Source organism: Methanoculleus sp. UBA303 (assembly GCA_002501655.1).
Lineage (GTDB): Archaea > Halobacteriota > Methanomicrobia > Methanomicrobiales > Methanoculleaceae > Methanoculleus.
Genome location: DANY01000055.1, coordinates 3009 through 19046, shown reverse-complemented (window position 1 = coordinate 19046; position 16038 = coordinate 3009). Strand labels below are relative to the sequence as shown.

At 59.9% G+C, this 16038-nt stretch carries 14 protein-coding genes; 9 read left to right on the top strand and 5 right to left on the bottom strand.

Going from position 1 to position 16038, the window contains the following annotated elements; all coding sequences use genetic code 11:
• Window positions 1–229: 229 nt before the first annotated feature.
• On the bottom strand, window positions 230–367 hold the full coding sequence (locus BP846_RS13020; protein ID WP_292396261.1) for a hypothetical protein: 138 nt from the start codon (window positions 365–367) through the stop codon (window positions 230–232).
• 2 nt (window positions 368–369) lie between these two features.
• A complete protein-coding gene (locus BP846_RS13015) occupies window positions 370–1143 on the bottom strand; it encodes a class I SAM-dependent methyltransferase (protein ID WP_292396258.1) in 774 nt (257 codons plus the stop codon).
• 250 nt (window positions 1144–1393) lie between these two features.
• Between BP846_RS13015 and BP846_RS13010 the strand changes: the two genes are divergently transcribed.
• Window positions 1394–2422 (top strand): Fic family protein, encoded by a 1029-nt coding sequence (locus BP846_RS13010; protein ID WP_292396255.1) that lies wholly within the window; start codon window positions 1394–1396, stop codon window positions 2420–2422.
• A gap of 105 nt (window positions 2423–2527) precedes the next feature.
• Here BP846_RS13010 and dnaJ read toward each other — a convergent pair whose 3' ends face one another.
• The 3 genes from dnaJ to BP846_RS12995 are packed head-to-tail and all read right to left on the bottom strand — an operon-like array spanning window position 2528 to window position 6025.
• On the bottom strand, window positions 2528–3679 hold the full coding sequence (gene dnaJ, locus BP846_RS13005) for a molecular chaperone DnaJ (RefSeq protein WP_292396252.1): 1152 nt from the start codon (window positions 3677–3679) through the stop codon (window positions 2528–2530).
• A gap of 5 nt (window positions 3680–3684) precedes the next feature.
• Window positions 3685–5511 carry a molecular chaperone DnaK gene (gene dnaK / locus BP846_RS13000; RefSeq protein WP_292396249.1) on the bottom strand — a complete coding sequence of 609 codons (1827 nt, stop codon included), beginning with the start codon at window positions 5509–5511 and terminating at the stop codon, window positions 3685–3687.
• 4 nt (window positions 5512–5515) lie between these two features.
• Window positions 5516–6025 carry a nucleotide exchange factor GrpE gene (locus BP846_RS12995; RefSeq protein WP_292396246.1) on the bottom strand — a complete coding sequence of 170 codons (510 nt, stop codon included), beginning with the start codon at window positions 6023–6025 and terminating at the stop codon, window positions 5516–5518.
• A gap of 313 nt (window positions 6026–6338) precedes the next feature.
• Between BP846_RS12995 and purH the strand changes: the two genes are divergently transcribed.
• The 8 genes from purH (at window position 6339) to BP846_RS12955 (ending at window position 15962) form a co-directional block, all read left to right on the top strand.
• The gene (gene purH, locus BP846_RS12990; RefSeq protein WP_292396243.1) at window positions 6339–7823 is read left to right on the top strand and encodes a bifunctional phosphoribosylaminoimidazolecarboxamide formyltransferase/IMP cyclohydrolase; all 1485 of its coding nucleotides are present in this window, start codon (window positions 6339–6341) and stop codon (window positions 7821–7823) included.
• A gap of 70 nt (window positions 7824–7893) precedes the next feature.
• On the top strand, window positions 7894–8598 hold the full coding sequence (locus BP846_RS12985; protein WP_292396240.1) for a DUF4013 domain-containing protein: 705 nt from the start codon (window positions 7894–7896) through the stop codon (window positions 8596–8598).
• A gap of 298 nt (window positions 8599–8896) precedes the next feature.
• The gene (locus tag BP846_RS12980) at window positions 8897–9604 is read left to right on the top strand and encodes a DUF4013 domain-containing protein (RefSeq protein ID WP_292396238.1); all 708 of its coding nucleotides are present in this window, start codon (window positions 8897–8899) and stop codon (window positions 9602–9604) included.
• 201 nt (window positions 9605–9805) lie between these two features.
• Complete coding sequence (locus BP846_RS12975; protein ID WP_292396236.1) at window positions 9806–10480, top strand: DUF4013 domain-containing protein; 675 nt, start codon at window positions 9806–9808, stop codon at window positions 10478–10480.
• A gap of 97 nt (window positions 10481–10577) precedes the next feature.
• The gene (locus BP846_RS12970) at window positions 10578–12089 is read left to right on the top strand and encodes a 2-isopropylmalate synthase (protein ID WP_292396233.1); all 1512 of its coding nucleotides are present in this window, start codon (window positions 10578–10580) and stop codon (window positions 12087–12089) included.
• Window positions 12061–13740 carry a biosynthetic-type acetolactate synthase large subunit gene (gene ilvB, locus BP846_RS12965; protein WP_292396230.1) on the top strand — a complete coding sequence of 560 codons (1680 nt, stop codon included), beginning with the start codon at window positions 12061–12063 and terminating at the stop codon, window positions 13738–13740. Before BP846_RS12970 ends, ilvB begins: the two co-directional genes overlap by 29 nt.
• The gene (gene ilvN, locus BP846_RS12960; RefSeq protein ID WP_292396227.1) at window positions 13737–14240 is read left to right on the top strand and encodes an acetolactate synthase small subunit; all 504 of its coding nucleotides are present in this window, start codon (window positions 13737–13739) and stop codon (window positions 14238–14240) included. Before ilvB ends, ilvN begins: the two co-directional genes overlap by 4 nt.
• Before the next feature lie 204 nt (window positions 14241–14444).
• Window positions 14445–15962, top strand: a complete 1518-nt coding sequence (locus tag BP846_RS12955) for a sodium:solute symporter family protein (protein WP_292396225.1) — start codon at window positions 14445–14447, stop codon at window positions 15960–15962.
• Window positions 15963–16038: the final 76 nt, after the last annotated feature.

Here is a 16038-nt window from a genome sequence, read left to right as displayed (position 1 = left end):
CTCCGGCCTCCTCCCCCGCCCCTTGGGCGGGGGCAGTGAGTGCGTGGCGATATCCAGTGGGAATCCGTGCATGGGTAGATGCGAGTAACTCCTCTTGGATGTCGTTGCTCGTACTCCCGATGCAACATATTTCACAGCCCCGGCAAACACGGCCTGTTGAGTCTCCCGGCGGAGGCTCATACCCGACACATTACAAAAAAACCGAACCGCCGAAGCGAGAGGAAACCCCTCACTTCACCGACTCTCTCATATTGTCGACGACGTCCTGGAAGAAGCCTTTGCCCTTCTTCGCGGAGGGTTTGTGCCCCTCGATATCGAGCAGGCGCTCGTCTTGAAATTCGGCGAATTTTCGGATGCCCGGAAACAATTTTACATCTTTTTACCGATATAAAATACATATCCATAATATTGTTTGTATTTTGAATACAGATCCGCCTCGCGCCTCATGAATGCAATCATATCCTCAACGGTTTTATTTCCCGCATATTTTTTCAAGAATTCCTCCTGCCTCGCTTTCTGCGGAGTAAAATAATTGTCTATCCAGCAACTTTCAGGCAGCGTAAATGCGGCAACAGGGATATAACCTGTTTTTTGCATGATGGAAATATTATGCCCTATTGTGCCAATTTCAGGAACTGCGTCCAACCACCACTTCTCAATTTCAGCGGGGCGTTCATCGGTAAACCATGACTCATATGTTACGGCAATATAACCATCTTTTTTGAGGAAGCGTTTCCAGTGATTCAAGCCTTTTTCAAAACCTATATTGGCAATTGCCCCCTCGGACCATATAAGATCAAATTCGTCATTCTGAAACGGTAAATTATCCATTGAACCGACAATACCTTTTACCCTGTTCTGAAAACCAAGTTTTCGGGCTGTTGCGTTAAGTTTGTCAATCGAGCCGGCGCAAAGGTCGAGGGCGGTGATGGTTGCTTCTGTATTTTGTGCCAGAACCATTGTTTGAAAGCCTGTGCCGCAGCCTAAATCGGCAATTTTTGTTTTGTTTGAAAGATTTCTAATAAAATCTAATGCCCTGATGGTTTCTTCGGGACTGCCGGGTCCCTGCCGTTCAAGCTCTGTGAAAAATTCATTGATGAGGGCAAAATCAAATTCGTGGATTGTTATTTCTTCCATTGTCATACTCCTTATCTGCTAATTATGCCATCGGCTTTTTCTGCCTTAACGATTTTTGCCATGCCTTTACGCTTCCGCTCCTCTGCCACAAGGTAACTTTCAGTATCCTCAGCATAAGCGTTTTCAGCCTTTAATGCTTGATAGGACCACCAACGCTCTGATGATCAATCTCTACTTTCAATGAAGGCGATTACAGCGCACCCCGGTTAACCCTGCAATAACCTTTTCTTCTCTCAAGACTGAGATCAACAAAACCATGCCTGAACTGACGGTAAAGACAATCAAGGGCAATAAATACCTCTACCTCAGAGATAGGGTCAAAGTTAACTTAAAATCGCTGCCGCTCCAGATATACGTCGGAAGACTCGAAAAGGTAGACCCGGAGGACATTTTACCCAAACGGTCCAAACTCCAGACTCTGAGGTTAACGACCTACCTCGACTACCGGCTGGAACATTACTCCTTCACGGCCCTCGACAGAACTCAGGCGTCTGATCTTGAGACTCTTCGCTACTTCTACGGACTTTTCGAGGAGTTCTACCCTGATGAGAGCGAGCGATACGTGGATGCACTGTATCTCAGATACGTCCAGGGCACGACGGCGATCGAGGGAAACACCATTGGTCTTCGAGAAGCGCAGGAACTCCTGGAGCATAACATCTCTCCGGCGGGGAAGAGGATGGATGAGGTGTATGAGATCCTCAACTTCATCAATCTCCGAAGATACCTCGAAGAGTATTCCGGGGATATAACTGAGAAACTCATCAGGAAGATCCACGAGATACTGATGAACGAGGTCCTCCGGAACCCGGGAGAGTATCGGAACATCCAGGTCGGCATCGAGCAGGTGGACTACGCGCCCCCTCCCGCGATCCTCGTCCCTGAGGAGATGCGTGCTCTCACCGGGTGGTACCGGCAAAACAACGGGCACCTGAACCCATTCGAACTCGCCGTACTGCTCCATACGAAATTTGAGATGATCCATCCGCTCGTCGATGGAAACGGGCGGGTTGGACGGGCGTTGATGAATCTGGTCCTGGAGCGAGCCGGTTATCCGACACTCTACCTGGGATTGGAGCACCGGTCGGCCTACCTGGACGCGCTCACAAAGGCGGATGACGGGGACTATAGACCGATCATCGAGACGCTGTATGCCATCTACAGGGAACAGCACGGGCGTATCGCAGAAGAGGTCAGGCAGAAACTCTCCGGCGGCAACAGCAGAATCCAGGAGGAGAACGCCAGGATCATCCGGCAGTTTGTTGAACTGAAGAAAAAGGCTTGATAGCCATCGAGCGGTCGCCCGGCGTGCAGGACGACCCGGGTTCAGATTCCGACCGGAGTTCAAGCAAAAAGGTTCAAAAATAAAACCGCTGAAGCGAGGTCCCCCTCACTTCACCGTCTCTTTCACCTTGTCGACGACGTCCTGAAAGAAGCCTTTGCCCTTCTTAGAGCCCTTTGAGGAGGGTTTCTTCCCCTCCATCTCGAGCAGGCGCATATAGAGCTCGCGCTCCTCCTCTTTCAAGTGTTTGGGCACGACGATGCGGACCCGCACCAGCATATCCCCGGGCTTCGTCTGCCACCGCACGCCCTCGCCCGGTATCTTCAGCCCGGTGTTGTACTGCACGCCGGCCGGGATATCGAGGATGACAGTGCGCCCGTCGATCGTCTTGACCTCGACCTCGGAGCCCAGCGTCGCCTGGGCAGGAGTGATATCGACGGTCGTCTCGAGGTCGTCACCTCGCCGGGTGAACGTCCTGTGCGGTGTGACGGTGATCTCGATATAGAGATCCCCGCCCGGCGCACCGTACTCCCCGGCGTCGCCGTAGCCCTCCATCCGGAGGCGCATGCCCGTATCCACGCCTGGCGGGATCCGGACCTTCACGGTCTCCCGACCACGCCGGTGCCCGCTGCCGCCGCAGGCCTTGCACCGTGACTCGGGTATCTTTCCCCGCCCGCCGCAGGCGGTGCAGGTGCTCATCCGGACGAAACTCCCGAAGATCGACTGGCTCATCTGCCGCATCTGGCCGCTGCCGCCGCAGGTCGTGCAGGTGGTGAACTTCTTCGTCTCGCTCCCCGAACCGTCGCATGCAGGACAGGGTTCGATATGGTCGAGGCCGACCTCTTTCTCGGTCCCGAACGCCGCCTCCTCAAGCGTCACCCGCATCTTCATCAGGAGGTCAGCCCCGGGGCGCGGGCCAGAACTCTGCCTGCCCCCGCCACCGAAGAAGGTGTCGAATATATCCCCGAACCCGGAGAAATCCGCGCTGAACCCGCCGGAGTATCCTCCGCCGCCGGAGTACGAACCCCGGGACGCATTACTGTAGGCGTCATGCCCCATCCGGTCGTACTGGGCGCGTTTCTCTGAGTCGGAGAGGACGCTGTAGGCCTCGTTGATACTCTTGAACCTCTCCTCGGCCCCCGGCTCCTTGCAGATGTCAGGGTGGTATTTTCGTGCCAGGTCCCGGTAGGCTTTCCTGATCTCCTTATCGTCGGCGTCACGCGAGACGCCGAGGGTATCATAGTAGCTGTCCGGACCCATTGACCTCACTCTTTGACTTCGTAATCAGCATCAACGACAGTATCATCCTTCTTTGCGGCACCTTCCGCCTGCTGCTGCTGCTGGGCGGCCTGTGCCTGCTGATACATCTTCGTCGTGACCGCATATACCGCTTCGGTCAGGGCGTCCATCTTCTGTTTGATGGCATCAAGATCGTCGCCTTCGAGCGCCTTCTTGAGGTCGGCGATCGCGCCCTCGATCTTCTCCCGCTCCGCGGCATCGATCGAGTCCTTTGCATCCTTGAGAGCCCGCTCGGCGGTGAAGACGGCGGTATCGGCGGTGTTCCGGAGGTCGATCTCCTCCCGCTTCTTCTGGTCCTCCGCCTCGAACTTCTTTGCGTCGTTCATCATCCGCTGGATCTCGGCCTCCGAGGGGCGGGAGTCCTGCGGCTTGATGGTGATCGACTGTTCGTTCCCCGTGCCGAGGTCCTTCGCCGAGACGTGGACGATACCGTTTGCATCGATATCGAAGGTGACCTCGATCTGCGGGATCCCGCGGGGTGCGGGCGGTATCCCGGTGAGCTGGAACCGGCCCAGGGTGAAGTTGTCCTTGGCGAGCGCCCGCTCGCCCTGCATCACATGGATCTCGACCGATGTCTGGCCGTCGGCGGCGGTCGAGAAGATCTGGCTCTTCCGCGTCGGGATGGTAGTGTTGCGCTCGATCAGCTTCGTCGCGATACCCCCGAGCGTCTCGATGCCGAGCGAGAGCGGGGTCACGTCCAGGAGCAGGACGTCCTTGGTCTCGCCCGTGAGCACACCGGCCTGGATGGCTGCGCCGAGGGCGACGCACTCGTCGGGGTTGATGCCCTTGTCGGGCTCCTTCTTGAGGACCTTCTTCACCGTCTCCTGCACGAGCGGCACCCGGGTCGACCCGCCGACAAGGAGGACGTGATCGATATCATCGGCGCCCAGTTTGGCGTCGGCGAGCGCCTGCTTCACCGGCCCGAGGGTCGAGTCGACGAGGTCGGCAATGAGCTGCTCGAACTTTGCACGGGTAAGGTCGAAGTCCAGGAACTTGGGGCCGCTCTCCGTCGTGGTGATGTATGGAAGGTTGATGTTGGTCTTCTGGACCGTGGAGAGCTCGATCTTCGCGTTCTCGGCCGCATCCCGGAGACGTTGCATGGCGACCGGGTCCTTCCTGAGATCGGCGCCCTCCTTCTTCCGGAACTCATCGATCATGTAATCGACGACCAGTTTGTCGAAGTCGTCGCCGCCGAGGCGGTTGTTGCCGGCAGTCGCCTTGACCTCGAAGACGCCGTCGCCGAGCTGGAGGATGGAGACATCGAACGTGCCGCCGCCGAGGTCGTAGACGAGTACCGTGGCCTCGCCTTCCTTGTCGATGCCGTAGGCGAGCGCGCTCGCGGTCGGTTCGTTGATGATCCGGAGTACCTCGAGGCCGGCGACGGCCCCGGCGTCCTTCGTCGCCTGCCTTTGAGCGTCGTTGAAGTAGGCGGGCACCGTGATGACGGCCCTCGTGATCTTCTCACCCAGGTACTCCTCGGCGTCCAGTTTCAGTTTCTGGAGGACCATCGCAGAGATCTCCTGCGGCGTGTAATTCTTGCCTTCGATGGTGACCTTCTCGCTCGTACCCATCTTCCGCTTGATCGACTGGATGGTGCGGGTGGGGTTCGTGACCGCCTGCCGTTTCGCGACGGTGCCGACCAGCCGCTCGCCCTCCTTGGTGAACGCTACGACGGACGGGGTGGTCCTGCCGCCTTCGGCGTTGGCGATGACCGTCGCCCGCCCGCCTTCCATGATTGCCATGCACGAGTTGGTTGTTCCAAGATCGATACCAAGGACTTTTTCTGAAACCATGTGCTTATTCCTCCTTCCCTTTAGATACCACAACTTTTGAGCATCTGATGACTTTATCCTGCATACAGTATCCGCGAATGACCTCGTCGATCACGGTGCCCTCCTCTGCGGCCGAAGGAACGCAGGCGATCGCCTCGTGCCGTTCGGGATCGAAAGGAAGGTTCCGGCATTCGATGGGTCGGATGCCGTGCCGCTCAAGGATGGTCGCAAAGAGTTTCCTGATCTGCTCCATCCCTTCCTTGAGGCCTGCACCGTCGGCTTTTTCCGCCCGCTCGAAGTTATCCACGACGTCGAGCAACTCCACCGCGAAATCCTCGATGGCGAATGTTGTACGGGTATCGAGTTCCCGGGCCATCCGCTTCCGGTAGTTGTCGAAATCTGCTCCAAGACGGAGATAACGACGGTTAAGGTCGTCATATGCCATCTGCAGCTCTTCAAGCGCCGGAGATGCTGCATCCGCCTCTTTCGCGAGATTCTGGGACTTCTCGTTTGGTTCGGATGTATCCTCCTTCATACGCCTACCTGCTTCAAAATGATGTTATTGTACTGGTTTGATTATTTATTGTAATGGAGTTCTATATATTATTATCTGATGCTGCAGGCATTCAGTCCCTATAGCAGGTCATTTTCTTGATTTGGAGACTCATTCACCAATATTCTCCCCCCGACATGTGAATCCACGGGAGAAACCCCACCTTTCTCGCCGGGGGTGCCGGCGATATCCACACCACCCGGACACCTGCTTCCCCGGGCCTGGCAGGATGAACTGCGGCCTGTTTCGCGTGCAGCGCCAAATATATATCTCTCTATCTCGCTCACGTGTATTCATGAAGTGGGCACTGCTGTCTGTCTGGGATAAAGCAGGCATCGTCGATCTTGCAAAGGTGCTTGTCGAGCACGATTACCGGCTCCTGAGCTCCGGCGGCACGGGGGCTCTGCTGCAGCAGGCGGGAGTTCCGTATACCGACGTCGCAACGTACACCGGCTTTCCCGAGATGATGCACGGGCGGGTTAAGACCCTCCACCCGAAGGTGCACGGGGGCATCCTCGGGCGCCGCGGCATCGACGATGCCGTGATGCAGGAGCACGGCATCGAGCCGATCGACCTTGTGGTGGTGAACCTCTACCCCTTCGAGGCGATGAGCGATGCAGGGCTCTCCCTCGATGAGATCATCGAGTATATCGATATCGGCGGCCCGGCGATGGTGCGGGCGGCGGCAAAGAACCACAAGTTCGTTGCGGTCGTGGTGGACCCTGCCGACTATCGCACGGTGGCGGATGCGGTTCGGCGGGGCGGGTTCTCGCCCGAAGAGCGGCTGAACCTCGCCGCAAAAGCGTTCGCCCGAACGGCGGCCTATGACGGCGCGATCACGAACTACTTAACCGGCATCGACCGGCCGTTCCCGGAAGTCCTTAACGTCCAGTTCCGGAACGGGAGGGCGCTCCGGTACGGTGAGAACCCGCACCAGGCGGCGGCGGTCTACGGGGATTCCGGCATCGCCGGAGAGCAGCCGCTCCAGGGCAAGCAGATGTCCTACAACAACTACCTCGACGTCCACGCCGCGGTCGGCCTGCTCCGGGAGTTTGACGACTGCGCCGTGGTCATCGTCAAGCATAACAACCCCTGCGGCGTGGCGACGGGGGACGGGCTCCTTGTGACCTACATCGCCGCCCGGGAAGTCGACCCGATCTCGGCCTACGGCTCGATCGTCGCGATGAACCGCGAGGTGACGGCGGATGTCGCCCGGGAACTCGCCGGGACGTTCGTGGAAGTCGTAGTCGCGCCGTCTTACGCCCCGGAGGCGCTCGAGATCATGAAGGCCAAGGAGAACATGCGGGTGCTCCGGCTCCCGGAGCCGGTCGTGCAGGGCGAGATCCGGAGCATCGACGGCGGCGTCCTGGTCCAGCGGGCTGCACCTTACCGCGAGGACTGGAAGGTCGTGAGCGAGCGGGAGCCCGACGCCCACGAGATGCGGGCGATGAAACTCGCCTTGAAGGTCTGCCGGCACACGAAGAGCAACGCCATCATATTTGCCGACGAGAAAGCGGTCATTGGTATCGGCGCCGGGCAGATGAACCGGGTCGAGTCCGCAGAGATCGCGGTCAAAAAGGCTCGAAAACCTCTTGCTGGCTCGGCGGTCGCCTCGGACGCTTTCCTGCCGTTCCCCGACACCCTGGAGGTCGCGGCGGCGGCGGGCGCGACCGCCCTCGTCCAGCCGGGCGGCTCCATCCGGGACCAGGAGGTCATCGACGCGGCGAACCGGCTCAATATCGCGATGATTTTTACGGGCGTGCGGCACTTCCGGCACTAAATCACCACAGCCCACTTTTTTCCCGGGTGCCCAAACGGTTATATGCGTCATCTTCTCTCCACGACTGAAGGTGGTACACTTTATGGACTACGGCAGTCTCATATCCGGGTCGGTTGAATACGCGAAAGAGGCCCTCTGGGGCAAATGGGGCCGGTGGGTCCTCCTGATCGTCCTCTCGCTCATCCAGGTCTTCACTCTCTTCCTGATCCCACTCTACAATGGTTACATCGTCCGGGTGCTCTCCGGCCGGAGGCCCGCCCCCGAGATCAACGAATGGGGAAGGCTCTTCGTCGACGGGTGGAAGTGGAACATCATCACCCTGATCTACGCGATCCCGGTCATCCTGATCCTGGCCTATTTCGGGGGGATTGCAGTTATCTCCGCCATAGCGGCGCGAGGGTTGGACAACCCCGATGTATGGGCCCCGGCCGTTGCCGCCGCTCTCTCCGGTATCCTGCTTGCGGCGCTCGTTGCGATCATCATATCGTTCGTCTCCCTCTTCGCAGTCGTCCGGTTCGCCCATACGGGGAGGTTCGGTGAGGCATTCAACTTCGGGGCAATCTTCTCCCACATCGGGAGGATTGGGTGGGGCTCCTGGATCATCGCGGTCATCGTCCTCGCCCTCATCGGCCTCGTCTATGCGGTCGTGACCGGGCTCATCATGTCGATACCCATCCTCGGCTGGATCATCAACCTCTTCCTCGGGGTGGCGTTCGGCATCTTCCACGCCCGCTACCTCGCCGCGGCCTATGAGAGCGCCCCCGCGCCGGGGTAGGAGGGGGCCACGTCATTTTCCCAGGTGGTCCGGTTCACCTCCTGATGCGGAAGACCCTGTTCCTCCGCCTGCATCACCACCGGGGGAGGTCCCGGATACCCCGGGCACGGCGCGCACCGTCACCGTTGCCGGGACACTGACACTTATATGCCACGGCGCTCCGGTTCCTGCCGGAGCAACCCAAGCCAAGATTAGCCAGATTATACGGAAATAATCATCGGGTTTCCGAAAAAAAGTGAGGTGAGCATCGCAATTGCACCCATACGCTTATATTCCATTTTCTCACATTTACTCGTAGGTGATACACCTTATGGACTACGGTACTGTTATCTCCAGGGCATTTGAGTATACGAAAGATGCTCTGGTAGGAAAGTGGATGCAGTGGATCATCCTGGCTGTCCTGTCACTCGTGCAGGCGCTCACGCTCTCCCTGGTCCCGCTCCTCAGCGGTTATGCCGTGCGGGTGCTCGGCGGGAAGACGCCGGCCCCCGAGATCGATCAGTGGGGCAAGCTCTTCATCGACGGATGGAAGATGAACATCATCATGCTGATCTACATGCTCCCGGCGATCATCGTCTTCCTGGTACTCGGCGGAATCGGTGCAATCGGCCTCTTCGCAAGCGAGGCAGCCGGCGGCGACCCGGCAGCAGCAGGTGTTGCAGCACTGAGCCTCCTTGGTGGCTTCCTTCTTGCAGGACTCATCGCGATCATCATGGCGTTCATCGCCCTGTTTGCCGTGCTGCGCTTCGCCCACACGGACAGCCTCGGTGAGGCCTTCAACTTCGGCGCGGTCCTCGGACACATCGGCAAACTCGGATGGGGGACCTGGATCATCGCGGTCATCGTCCTCCTTGTCGTTGCGTTCATCTACAGCTTCGTGGTCGGCCTTCTCGTCTCGATACCCTTCCTGGGCTGGATCATCGTCCTCTTCCTCAACGCAGCGTTCGTCGTCTTCTACTCCCGGTACCTTGCCCAGGTCTACGAAGACGTGCCTGCGCCCGCGTAAGATTAGAATAACCCCTTTTTTGCCGGCCCTTCTTGCGGAGTAACTGCCCGCCGCGACCACCCCCACCTTCACGAGCCGTCTTCCCCGAAAATCGCTCCCCTATCAAGTAAACCTGCAAATCCAAACGCTCTCCCCCGCGAACAAAACAGCGCGCTTATCTCCACAAACGATTGATTCTTATCCGAACTTACGGTGGTATCTATGGATTACATCCGGTTACTCAGCGACTCCTTCGACTACACGAAGGAAGCCCTCTGGGGCAGGTGGGTCCGCTGGCTCCTCCTGCTCATCAGCGTGGTCATATTCCCGCTCATCTACGGCTACAGCGTGCGGGTCATGAGCGGCACGAAGCCCGCCCCCGAGGCTGAAGGCTGGATCGGGCTTTTTGTCGACGGCATCAAACTGCTCGTCATCACGGTCGTCTACACCATCCCGATCTGGATCCTCGCGCTCCTTCCCTTTGCGGCGTACTTCATCCCGGTCTCGGCAACAACGACCCCGGGAACAGGATCCGAATCGCTCTTCAGCCCCGAAGTGGCCATCATCGTAGCATTGGTCTTCTTCGTCCTCTTCATCGTCGCCGCCATCGTCTTCGGGATCCTTGCGACATTTGCGATGGTCCGGTTCTCCCGGACAGGGAGGATGGGCGAAGCCTTCAGGCTCCGCACCCTCCTTGCCCATATTGGGAGGATTGGGTGGCTGGACGTCTTCATAGCCCTCGTCGTGCTGACCGTCGTGCTCGCGGTTGTGGAGTTGGTCCTCATTCTGGTGCCGATCCTCGGCGTTATCCTTCTGCTCCTCCTCATGCCGGCGTTCATCATCTTCACCTACCGCTACATCGCTCTCATCTACGAGAGCGCCCCGGCGCCGGCGTAAACCCCCCCTCTTTTTTAGCTTCCGTAACCATCCGCCCCAAATCCTCAACATTTAAGTAGAGGTGCCGCCAACTATCTCGCGGTGAATTACACTATGAGTGATCGTTTTATTCGGTGAATCGATACGCTTTTTTGACACTACCTTACGGGACGGCGAACAGACACCGGGTGTCTCGCTCACGCCGGCACAGAAACTTGAGATCGCAACGCACCTGTCAGACGTCGGCGTCCACGTGATCGAAGCAGGCTCTGCAGCCGCTTCCGCCGGAGAACGCGAGTCCATCCGTGCCATCGCCGATGCCGGCCTTGCTGCCGAGTGCTGTACCTACGTCCGGGCTCTTGCCAGGGATATCGATCTTGCCGCCGACGCCGGCGCCGACTCCGTCCACCTCGTTGTTCCGGTGAGCGACCTGCACATCGAGAAAAAACTCCGCAAAACCCGCGGGCAGGTCTGCGATATGGCCTGGAGCGCTATCGAGTACGCGAAGAACCGCGGGCTCATCGTCGAACTCTCCGGGGAGGACGCATCCCGCGCCGACCAGGCGTTCCTTGCAGAGGTCTTCCGGGAAGGGGTCGAACGGGGCGCAGACCGGCTCTGCTTCTGCGACACCGTCGGGCTCCTCACGCCCGATCGAGCCGCTGCGATCATACCGCCGCTCCTGTTTGCCCCGCTCTCCATCCACTGCCACGACGACCTCGGCTTTGGGCTCGCAAACACCGTCGCCGCCCTCCGTGCCGGGGCATCCTGTGCCCACGTCACCGTCAACGGCCTCGGTGAACGGGCGGGGAACACGGCCCTCGAAGAACTGGTGATGGCGCTCGAGGTGCTCTACGGGGTCGATACCGGGATCGCGACCGAAGAACTCTATCCCCTCTCGACCCACGTCGCCCGGCTCACCGGGGTGCCGCTTGCGACCAACAAACCCATCGTCGGCGAGATGGCCTTCACCCACGAGAGCGGCATCCACGCCCACGGGGTGATGCGGGACGCAAGCACCTACGAGCCGCTCCGGCCGGAACGGGTGGGAAGGAAGCGCCGCATCGTCCTCGGCAAACACTCCGGGTCGGCGGCGGTCGAGGCCGCCCTCCACGACATGGGGTATACCCCCGACAGCGCGCAGCTCGCGGAGATCGTCGCCCGGATCAAGCAGGTCGGGGACGCCGGGATGCGGGTGACGGACGCCGACATCATGACGATCGCCGACACCGTCATGGCAATCGAGTTTACGCCCTGCCTTGAACTCCGCCAGTTCACCATCGTCTCGGGAAGTAACGCGATGCCGACCGCTTCGGTGACGATGCTCGTCAACGGCGACGAGGTCACCGGTGCCGCAGTCGGGACCGGGCCGGTGGACGCGGCGATCCGCGCGCTCCAGAAGTCGGTCGCGGACGTCGGCAGCGTGCGGCTCGATGAATATCGCGTGGATGCAATAACCGGCGGCACCGACGCCCTCGTTGACGTAGCGGTAAAACTCAGTAAGGACGGGAAGACCGTGACGTCGCGGGGCGCAAGGACCGACATCATCATGGCGAGTGTCGAAGCAGTTATCGCCGGGATGAACAGATTACTCAGGGAAGAGCATGAAGACCGGAGCCAGGACTCTAATTGAAGCGCTACAGCGCGAAGGGGTGGACACCATATTCGGCTACCCCGGTGGCTCAGTGTTGCCGATCTACGATGAACTCTACAGTTCGTCGATCCGGCACATACTGGTAAGGCATGAACAGGCAGCGGCGCACGCGGCCGACGGCTACGCGCGCGCGAGCGGCCGCGTAGGGGTATGCCTTGCCACATCCGGCCCCGGTGCATGCAACCTGGTCACGGGGATCGCGACGGCGTATATGGACTCCATACCCATCGTGGCGCTCACCGGCCAGGTGCCGACCGGCCTCCTTGGGAACGACGCGTTCCAGGAATCGGATATCACCGGCATCACGATGCCGGTCACCAAACACAACTACCTGGTGAAGGATGCCGCCGATATCGACCGCGTCGTCCAGGAGGCGTTCTACATAGCGCGGACCGGCCGTCCCGGCCCGGTGCTGATCGATCTCCCGAAGAACGTCACCACGGGCGAGGTGAAGAGCGGGGGGGGGACCGTCCCCGGGAAGGCCTCGCTCCGGGGCTACCAGCCCACCTACCAGGGGCACGTCCGCCAGATCGATAAGGCGCTCGACCTGATCGCCAGAGCTGAGCGCCCGCTGATCTATGCAGGCGGGGGGGTGGTCCTCTCGGAGGCATCGGCAGAACTCCTGGAGTTTGCAGAGACCGCCGCCATCCCGGTAACGACGACCTTGATGGGCCTTGGCGCCGTCCCCGGCGACCACCCGCTCTGCCTCGGCATGCTCGGTATGCACGGCACCCAGTCCGCGAACTACGCGGTCACGGAGTGCGATCTCCTGATTGCCGTCGGTGTCCGGTTCGATGACAGGGTCACCGGCCGGATCGAGACCTTCGCGCCGAACGCCGCGATCGTCCACATCGACATCGACCCTGCGGAGATCGGGAAGAACAAGAAGGTCGACGTCCCGATCGTGGGCGACGTAAAAGCGGTGCTCCAGGCGCTCCTCCGCCGGATGCAGAAGCACAGCGATACGGCGAAGTGGATGAACAGGATCAATACCTGGAAGATGCAGTATCCGCTCAGTTACAGCGACGACGACCGTCTCCACCCACAGTATGTCGTCCGCGAGCTCTCCGACATCCTGAAGGGAGAGGGAATCATCACAAGCGAGGTCGGGCAGAACCAGATGTGGGCCGCCCTCTACTACTGTTTTAAAAAACCCCGGACCTGGATCACCTCGGGCGGCCTCGGGACGATGGGCTACGGGTTCCCGGCAGCCATCGGCGCCCACTTCGCCCGGCCGGATCTCCCGGTCGTCGACATCGCCGGCGACGGGAGTTTCCAGATGAACATCCAGGAGCTCGGAACGGTGGCGCACTATCACATCCCCGTCAAGGTCGTGATCTTAAACAACATGTACCTCGGCATGGTGCGCCAGTGGCAGGAACTCTTCTACGACCGCCGCTACTCCTACACGGAGCTCCCGCCGGTCGACTTCGTGAAGATTGCGAACGCCTACGGGGTCGAGGGCATCACCGTCGAGGAGAAGGATGGCGTCCGGGAGGCGATCGAGACGGCGCTGGCGACCGATGGGCCGTTCATCCTGGACTTCAGGGTCGAGCGGGAGGAGAACGTCTTTCCCATGGTCCCGGCTGGGGCCGCCATCAACGAGATGATCGGGGTGCGCCAGAGATGAAACCGCACACGCTGAGCGTTCTTGTGGAGAACCGGGCAGGCGTCTTGAGCCGGGTCGCCGGCATGTTCTCGCGCCGGGGATTCAATATAGAGAGCCTCGCCGTCGGGACCTGTGAAGAGCCGGATATGAGTCGGATCACGATCGTCGTGAACGGTGACGATGCCGTGGTCGAGCAGGTGATGAAGCAGACCAACAAACTTATCGACGTCATCAAGGTCTCAGACCTGACGGAGCGGGAGAGCGTGGAACGGGAACTCGCCCTCATCAAGGTGGCTACGGAGACGGGCCCGGCCCGTGCCGAGGTTCTGCAGATCGCCGATATCTTCCGGGCCCAGGTCGTGGATGTCGGTGCAAAGACGCTGGTCCTCCAGGTGACCGGAGATACCGGAAAGATCGACGCGCTGGAGAACCTCCTGCGCCAGTACGGCATCAGGGAACTCGTCCGCACGGGAAAGATTGCACTCCTCCGGGGCGCAAAGACCGTGAAGAGTTCCAAATAACATTCTTTTTGGTGTATTCGCTTCATCGCTCCAACGGGGCGATCTCCCCGTTTTCGGCGATCGTGTTATATGTTAGCGTGCTACACGCTAACATAGCATGTTCTTCGGGTTACCTTTCCATACGGGATTCATTGTGGGCGGCGCTATCGCCCTGGTCATCGTGGTGCTCACCCTCTGGGGGCTCCGCTTCAGGGAGGCTCCTTGATGGCAGACCTGGCGACGTTCATCTTGATCGGACTCTATTTCGTTGTGCTCATCGGCATCGGGAGCTGGGCCTCAAAGAAGATCAAGAACACCGAGGACTACATCCTCGCGGGCAGATCGCTCGGATTCTGGGTCTTTACGATCCTGATCGTCTGCTCCATATGCAGCGGCATGAGTCTGCTCGGTGTCAGCGGGTTCGGCTACTCCTCGGGCTGGCCCGGGATATGGGAGCAGATCTTCGTGCCGCTCGCGGCCTCGTTCTGTATCATCGCCTTCGGGGTGAAACTCCACACTGTCGGGAGGGAGCGGGGGTACCTGACCATCGAGGACTACCTCGCGGAACGGTTCGAGAGCCCGCGAGCGCTCCGGGGGCTCTCGGCGATATCAGGGATCGTCGTCTCGCTGATCTACCTGGTGGGACAGTACGCCGCGATCAGTATCGTGCTCGTCTGGCTCTTTGGTATCCCGCACTGGCAGGCGCTCCTCATCTCCGGGGTCATCATCACGGCTTATACGGTCGTCGGGGGGCTCTACGCCGTATCGTGGACGGGCCTCTTTCAGGGCGGCATCCTGATTTTCGGTGTGCTCCTGATGGCTCCGCCGGTCATCGCGAGCGCCGGCGGGCTTGCCCACATCAATACCGTGCTTGCCGGGGTCGACCCGAACTTCGTCGAGCCCTGGTTCCCGAGCCCGGCCTACGCCCCGTACGCCTATGCAACGCCGGAGTTCCTCGTCTCGTTCGGGCTCCTCCTGATGGTCGGCCTCGCCTGCGCACCGCACGTCGTCAACAACGTCCTGGCTGTAAAGGAGAAACGCTACTTCAAGTGGGCGCCGCTCATAGCGTTCGGCATATACGCGGTCGTCATGCTCCTCGTGAAGTTCACCGGGTTTGCCGTGCGGTCGCTCGTCGAGGAGGGGACACTTGTGCTCCCGAACGCCGTAAACGCCCAGGACTATGCCTTCATCGTGGGGGTCGAGCATGCCATGCCGAACGTGGCGTTCTGGGCGCTCTTTGCAGTGATCGTCCTTGCGGCGGTTATGTCCACAACCGACCGGCTCATGCTCACCGTCGGCACCATGTTCGCGTGGGATGTCTACAAAAACATTCTCCGGCCCTCGGCGTCCGATAAAGAGGTGCTCCTCGTCTCAAAGGTCGCCATCGTCCTCGGAGCCGGCGGTACGCTCCTGCTCGCCATCAACCCGCCGGAGATGCTCGCGTGGCTGATCTGGATGGGCATCGGGGTCATGCTTGCGACGTTTGCTGTCCCGCTGCTCGCCGGGCTCTACTGGCGCGGCGCCACCGGTGGAGGGGCGATCGCGAGCATGGCGACCGGGCTCGTCGCGGCCGCGGTCTTCGGCTACTGGCACCAGTTCGTGGCGCCGCTCCCGGTGCACTTCAGCCTCTATGCACTCGTGCTCTCGGCTCTCGCCATGGTCGTCGTGAGCCTCCTCTCCGCCCGGAACTCCAAGGCTGCACTCGACAATACCCGGACCGGCTGGTTCATCCAGTCGGAATAACTCTTTTTTTGTCTTATAGGGGAGTATCTCCGCCGTGGGAAGGCGATCTAGTACATCGATTCCAAAATAACCGACC

Excerpts from the sequence above, each read along its gene's own strand:
- dnaJ (WP_292396252.1), bottom strand. The coding sequence starts at position 3,679 with ATGGGTCCGGACAGCTACTATGATACCCTCGGCGTCTCGCGTGACGCC.
- BP846_RS12995 (WP_292396246.1), bottom strand. The coding sequence starts at position 6,025 with ATGAAGGAGGATACATCCGAACCAAACGAGAAGTCCCAGAATCTCGCG.
- purH (WP_292396243.1), top strand. The coding sequence starts at position 6,339 with ATGAAGTGGGCACTGCTGTCTGTCTGGGATAAAGCAGGCATCGTCGAT.
- BP846_RS12955 (WP_292396225.1), top strand. The coding sequence starts at position 14,445 with ATGGCAGACCTGGCGACGTTCATCTTGATCGGACTCTATTTCGTTGTG.
- ilvB (WP_292396230.1), top strand. The coding sequence starts at position 12,061 with ATGAAGACCGGAGCCAGGACTCTAATTGAAGCGCTACAGCGCGAAGGG.
- dnaK (WP_292396249.1), bottom strand. The coding sequence starts at position 5,511 with ATGGTTTCAGAAAAAGTCCTTGGTATCGATCTTGGAACAACCAACTCG.
- ilvN (WP_292396227.1), top strand. The coding sequence starts at position 13,737 with ATGAAACCGCACACGCTGAGCGTTCTTGTGGAGAACCGGGCAGGCGTC.
- BP846_RS13010 (WP_292396255.1), top strand. The coding sequence starts at position 1,394 with ATGCCTGAACTGACGGTAAAGACAATCAAGGGCAATAAATACCTCTAC.
- BP846_RS13015 (WP_292396258.1), bottom strand. The coding sequence starts at position 1,143 with ATGACAATGGAAGAAATAACAATCCACGAATTTGATTTTGCCCTCATC.
- BP846_RS12975 (WP_292396236.1), top strand. The coding sequence starts at position 9,806 with ATGGATTACATCCGGTTACTCAGCGACTCCTTCGACTACACGAAGGAA.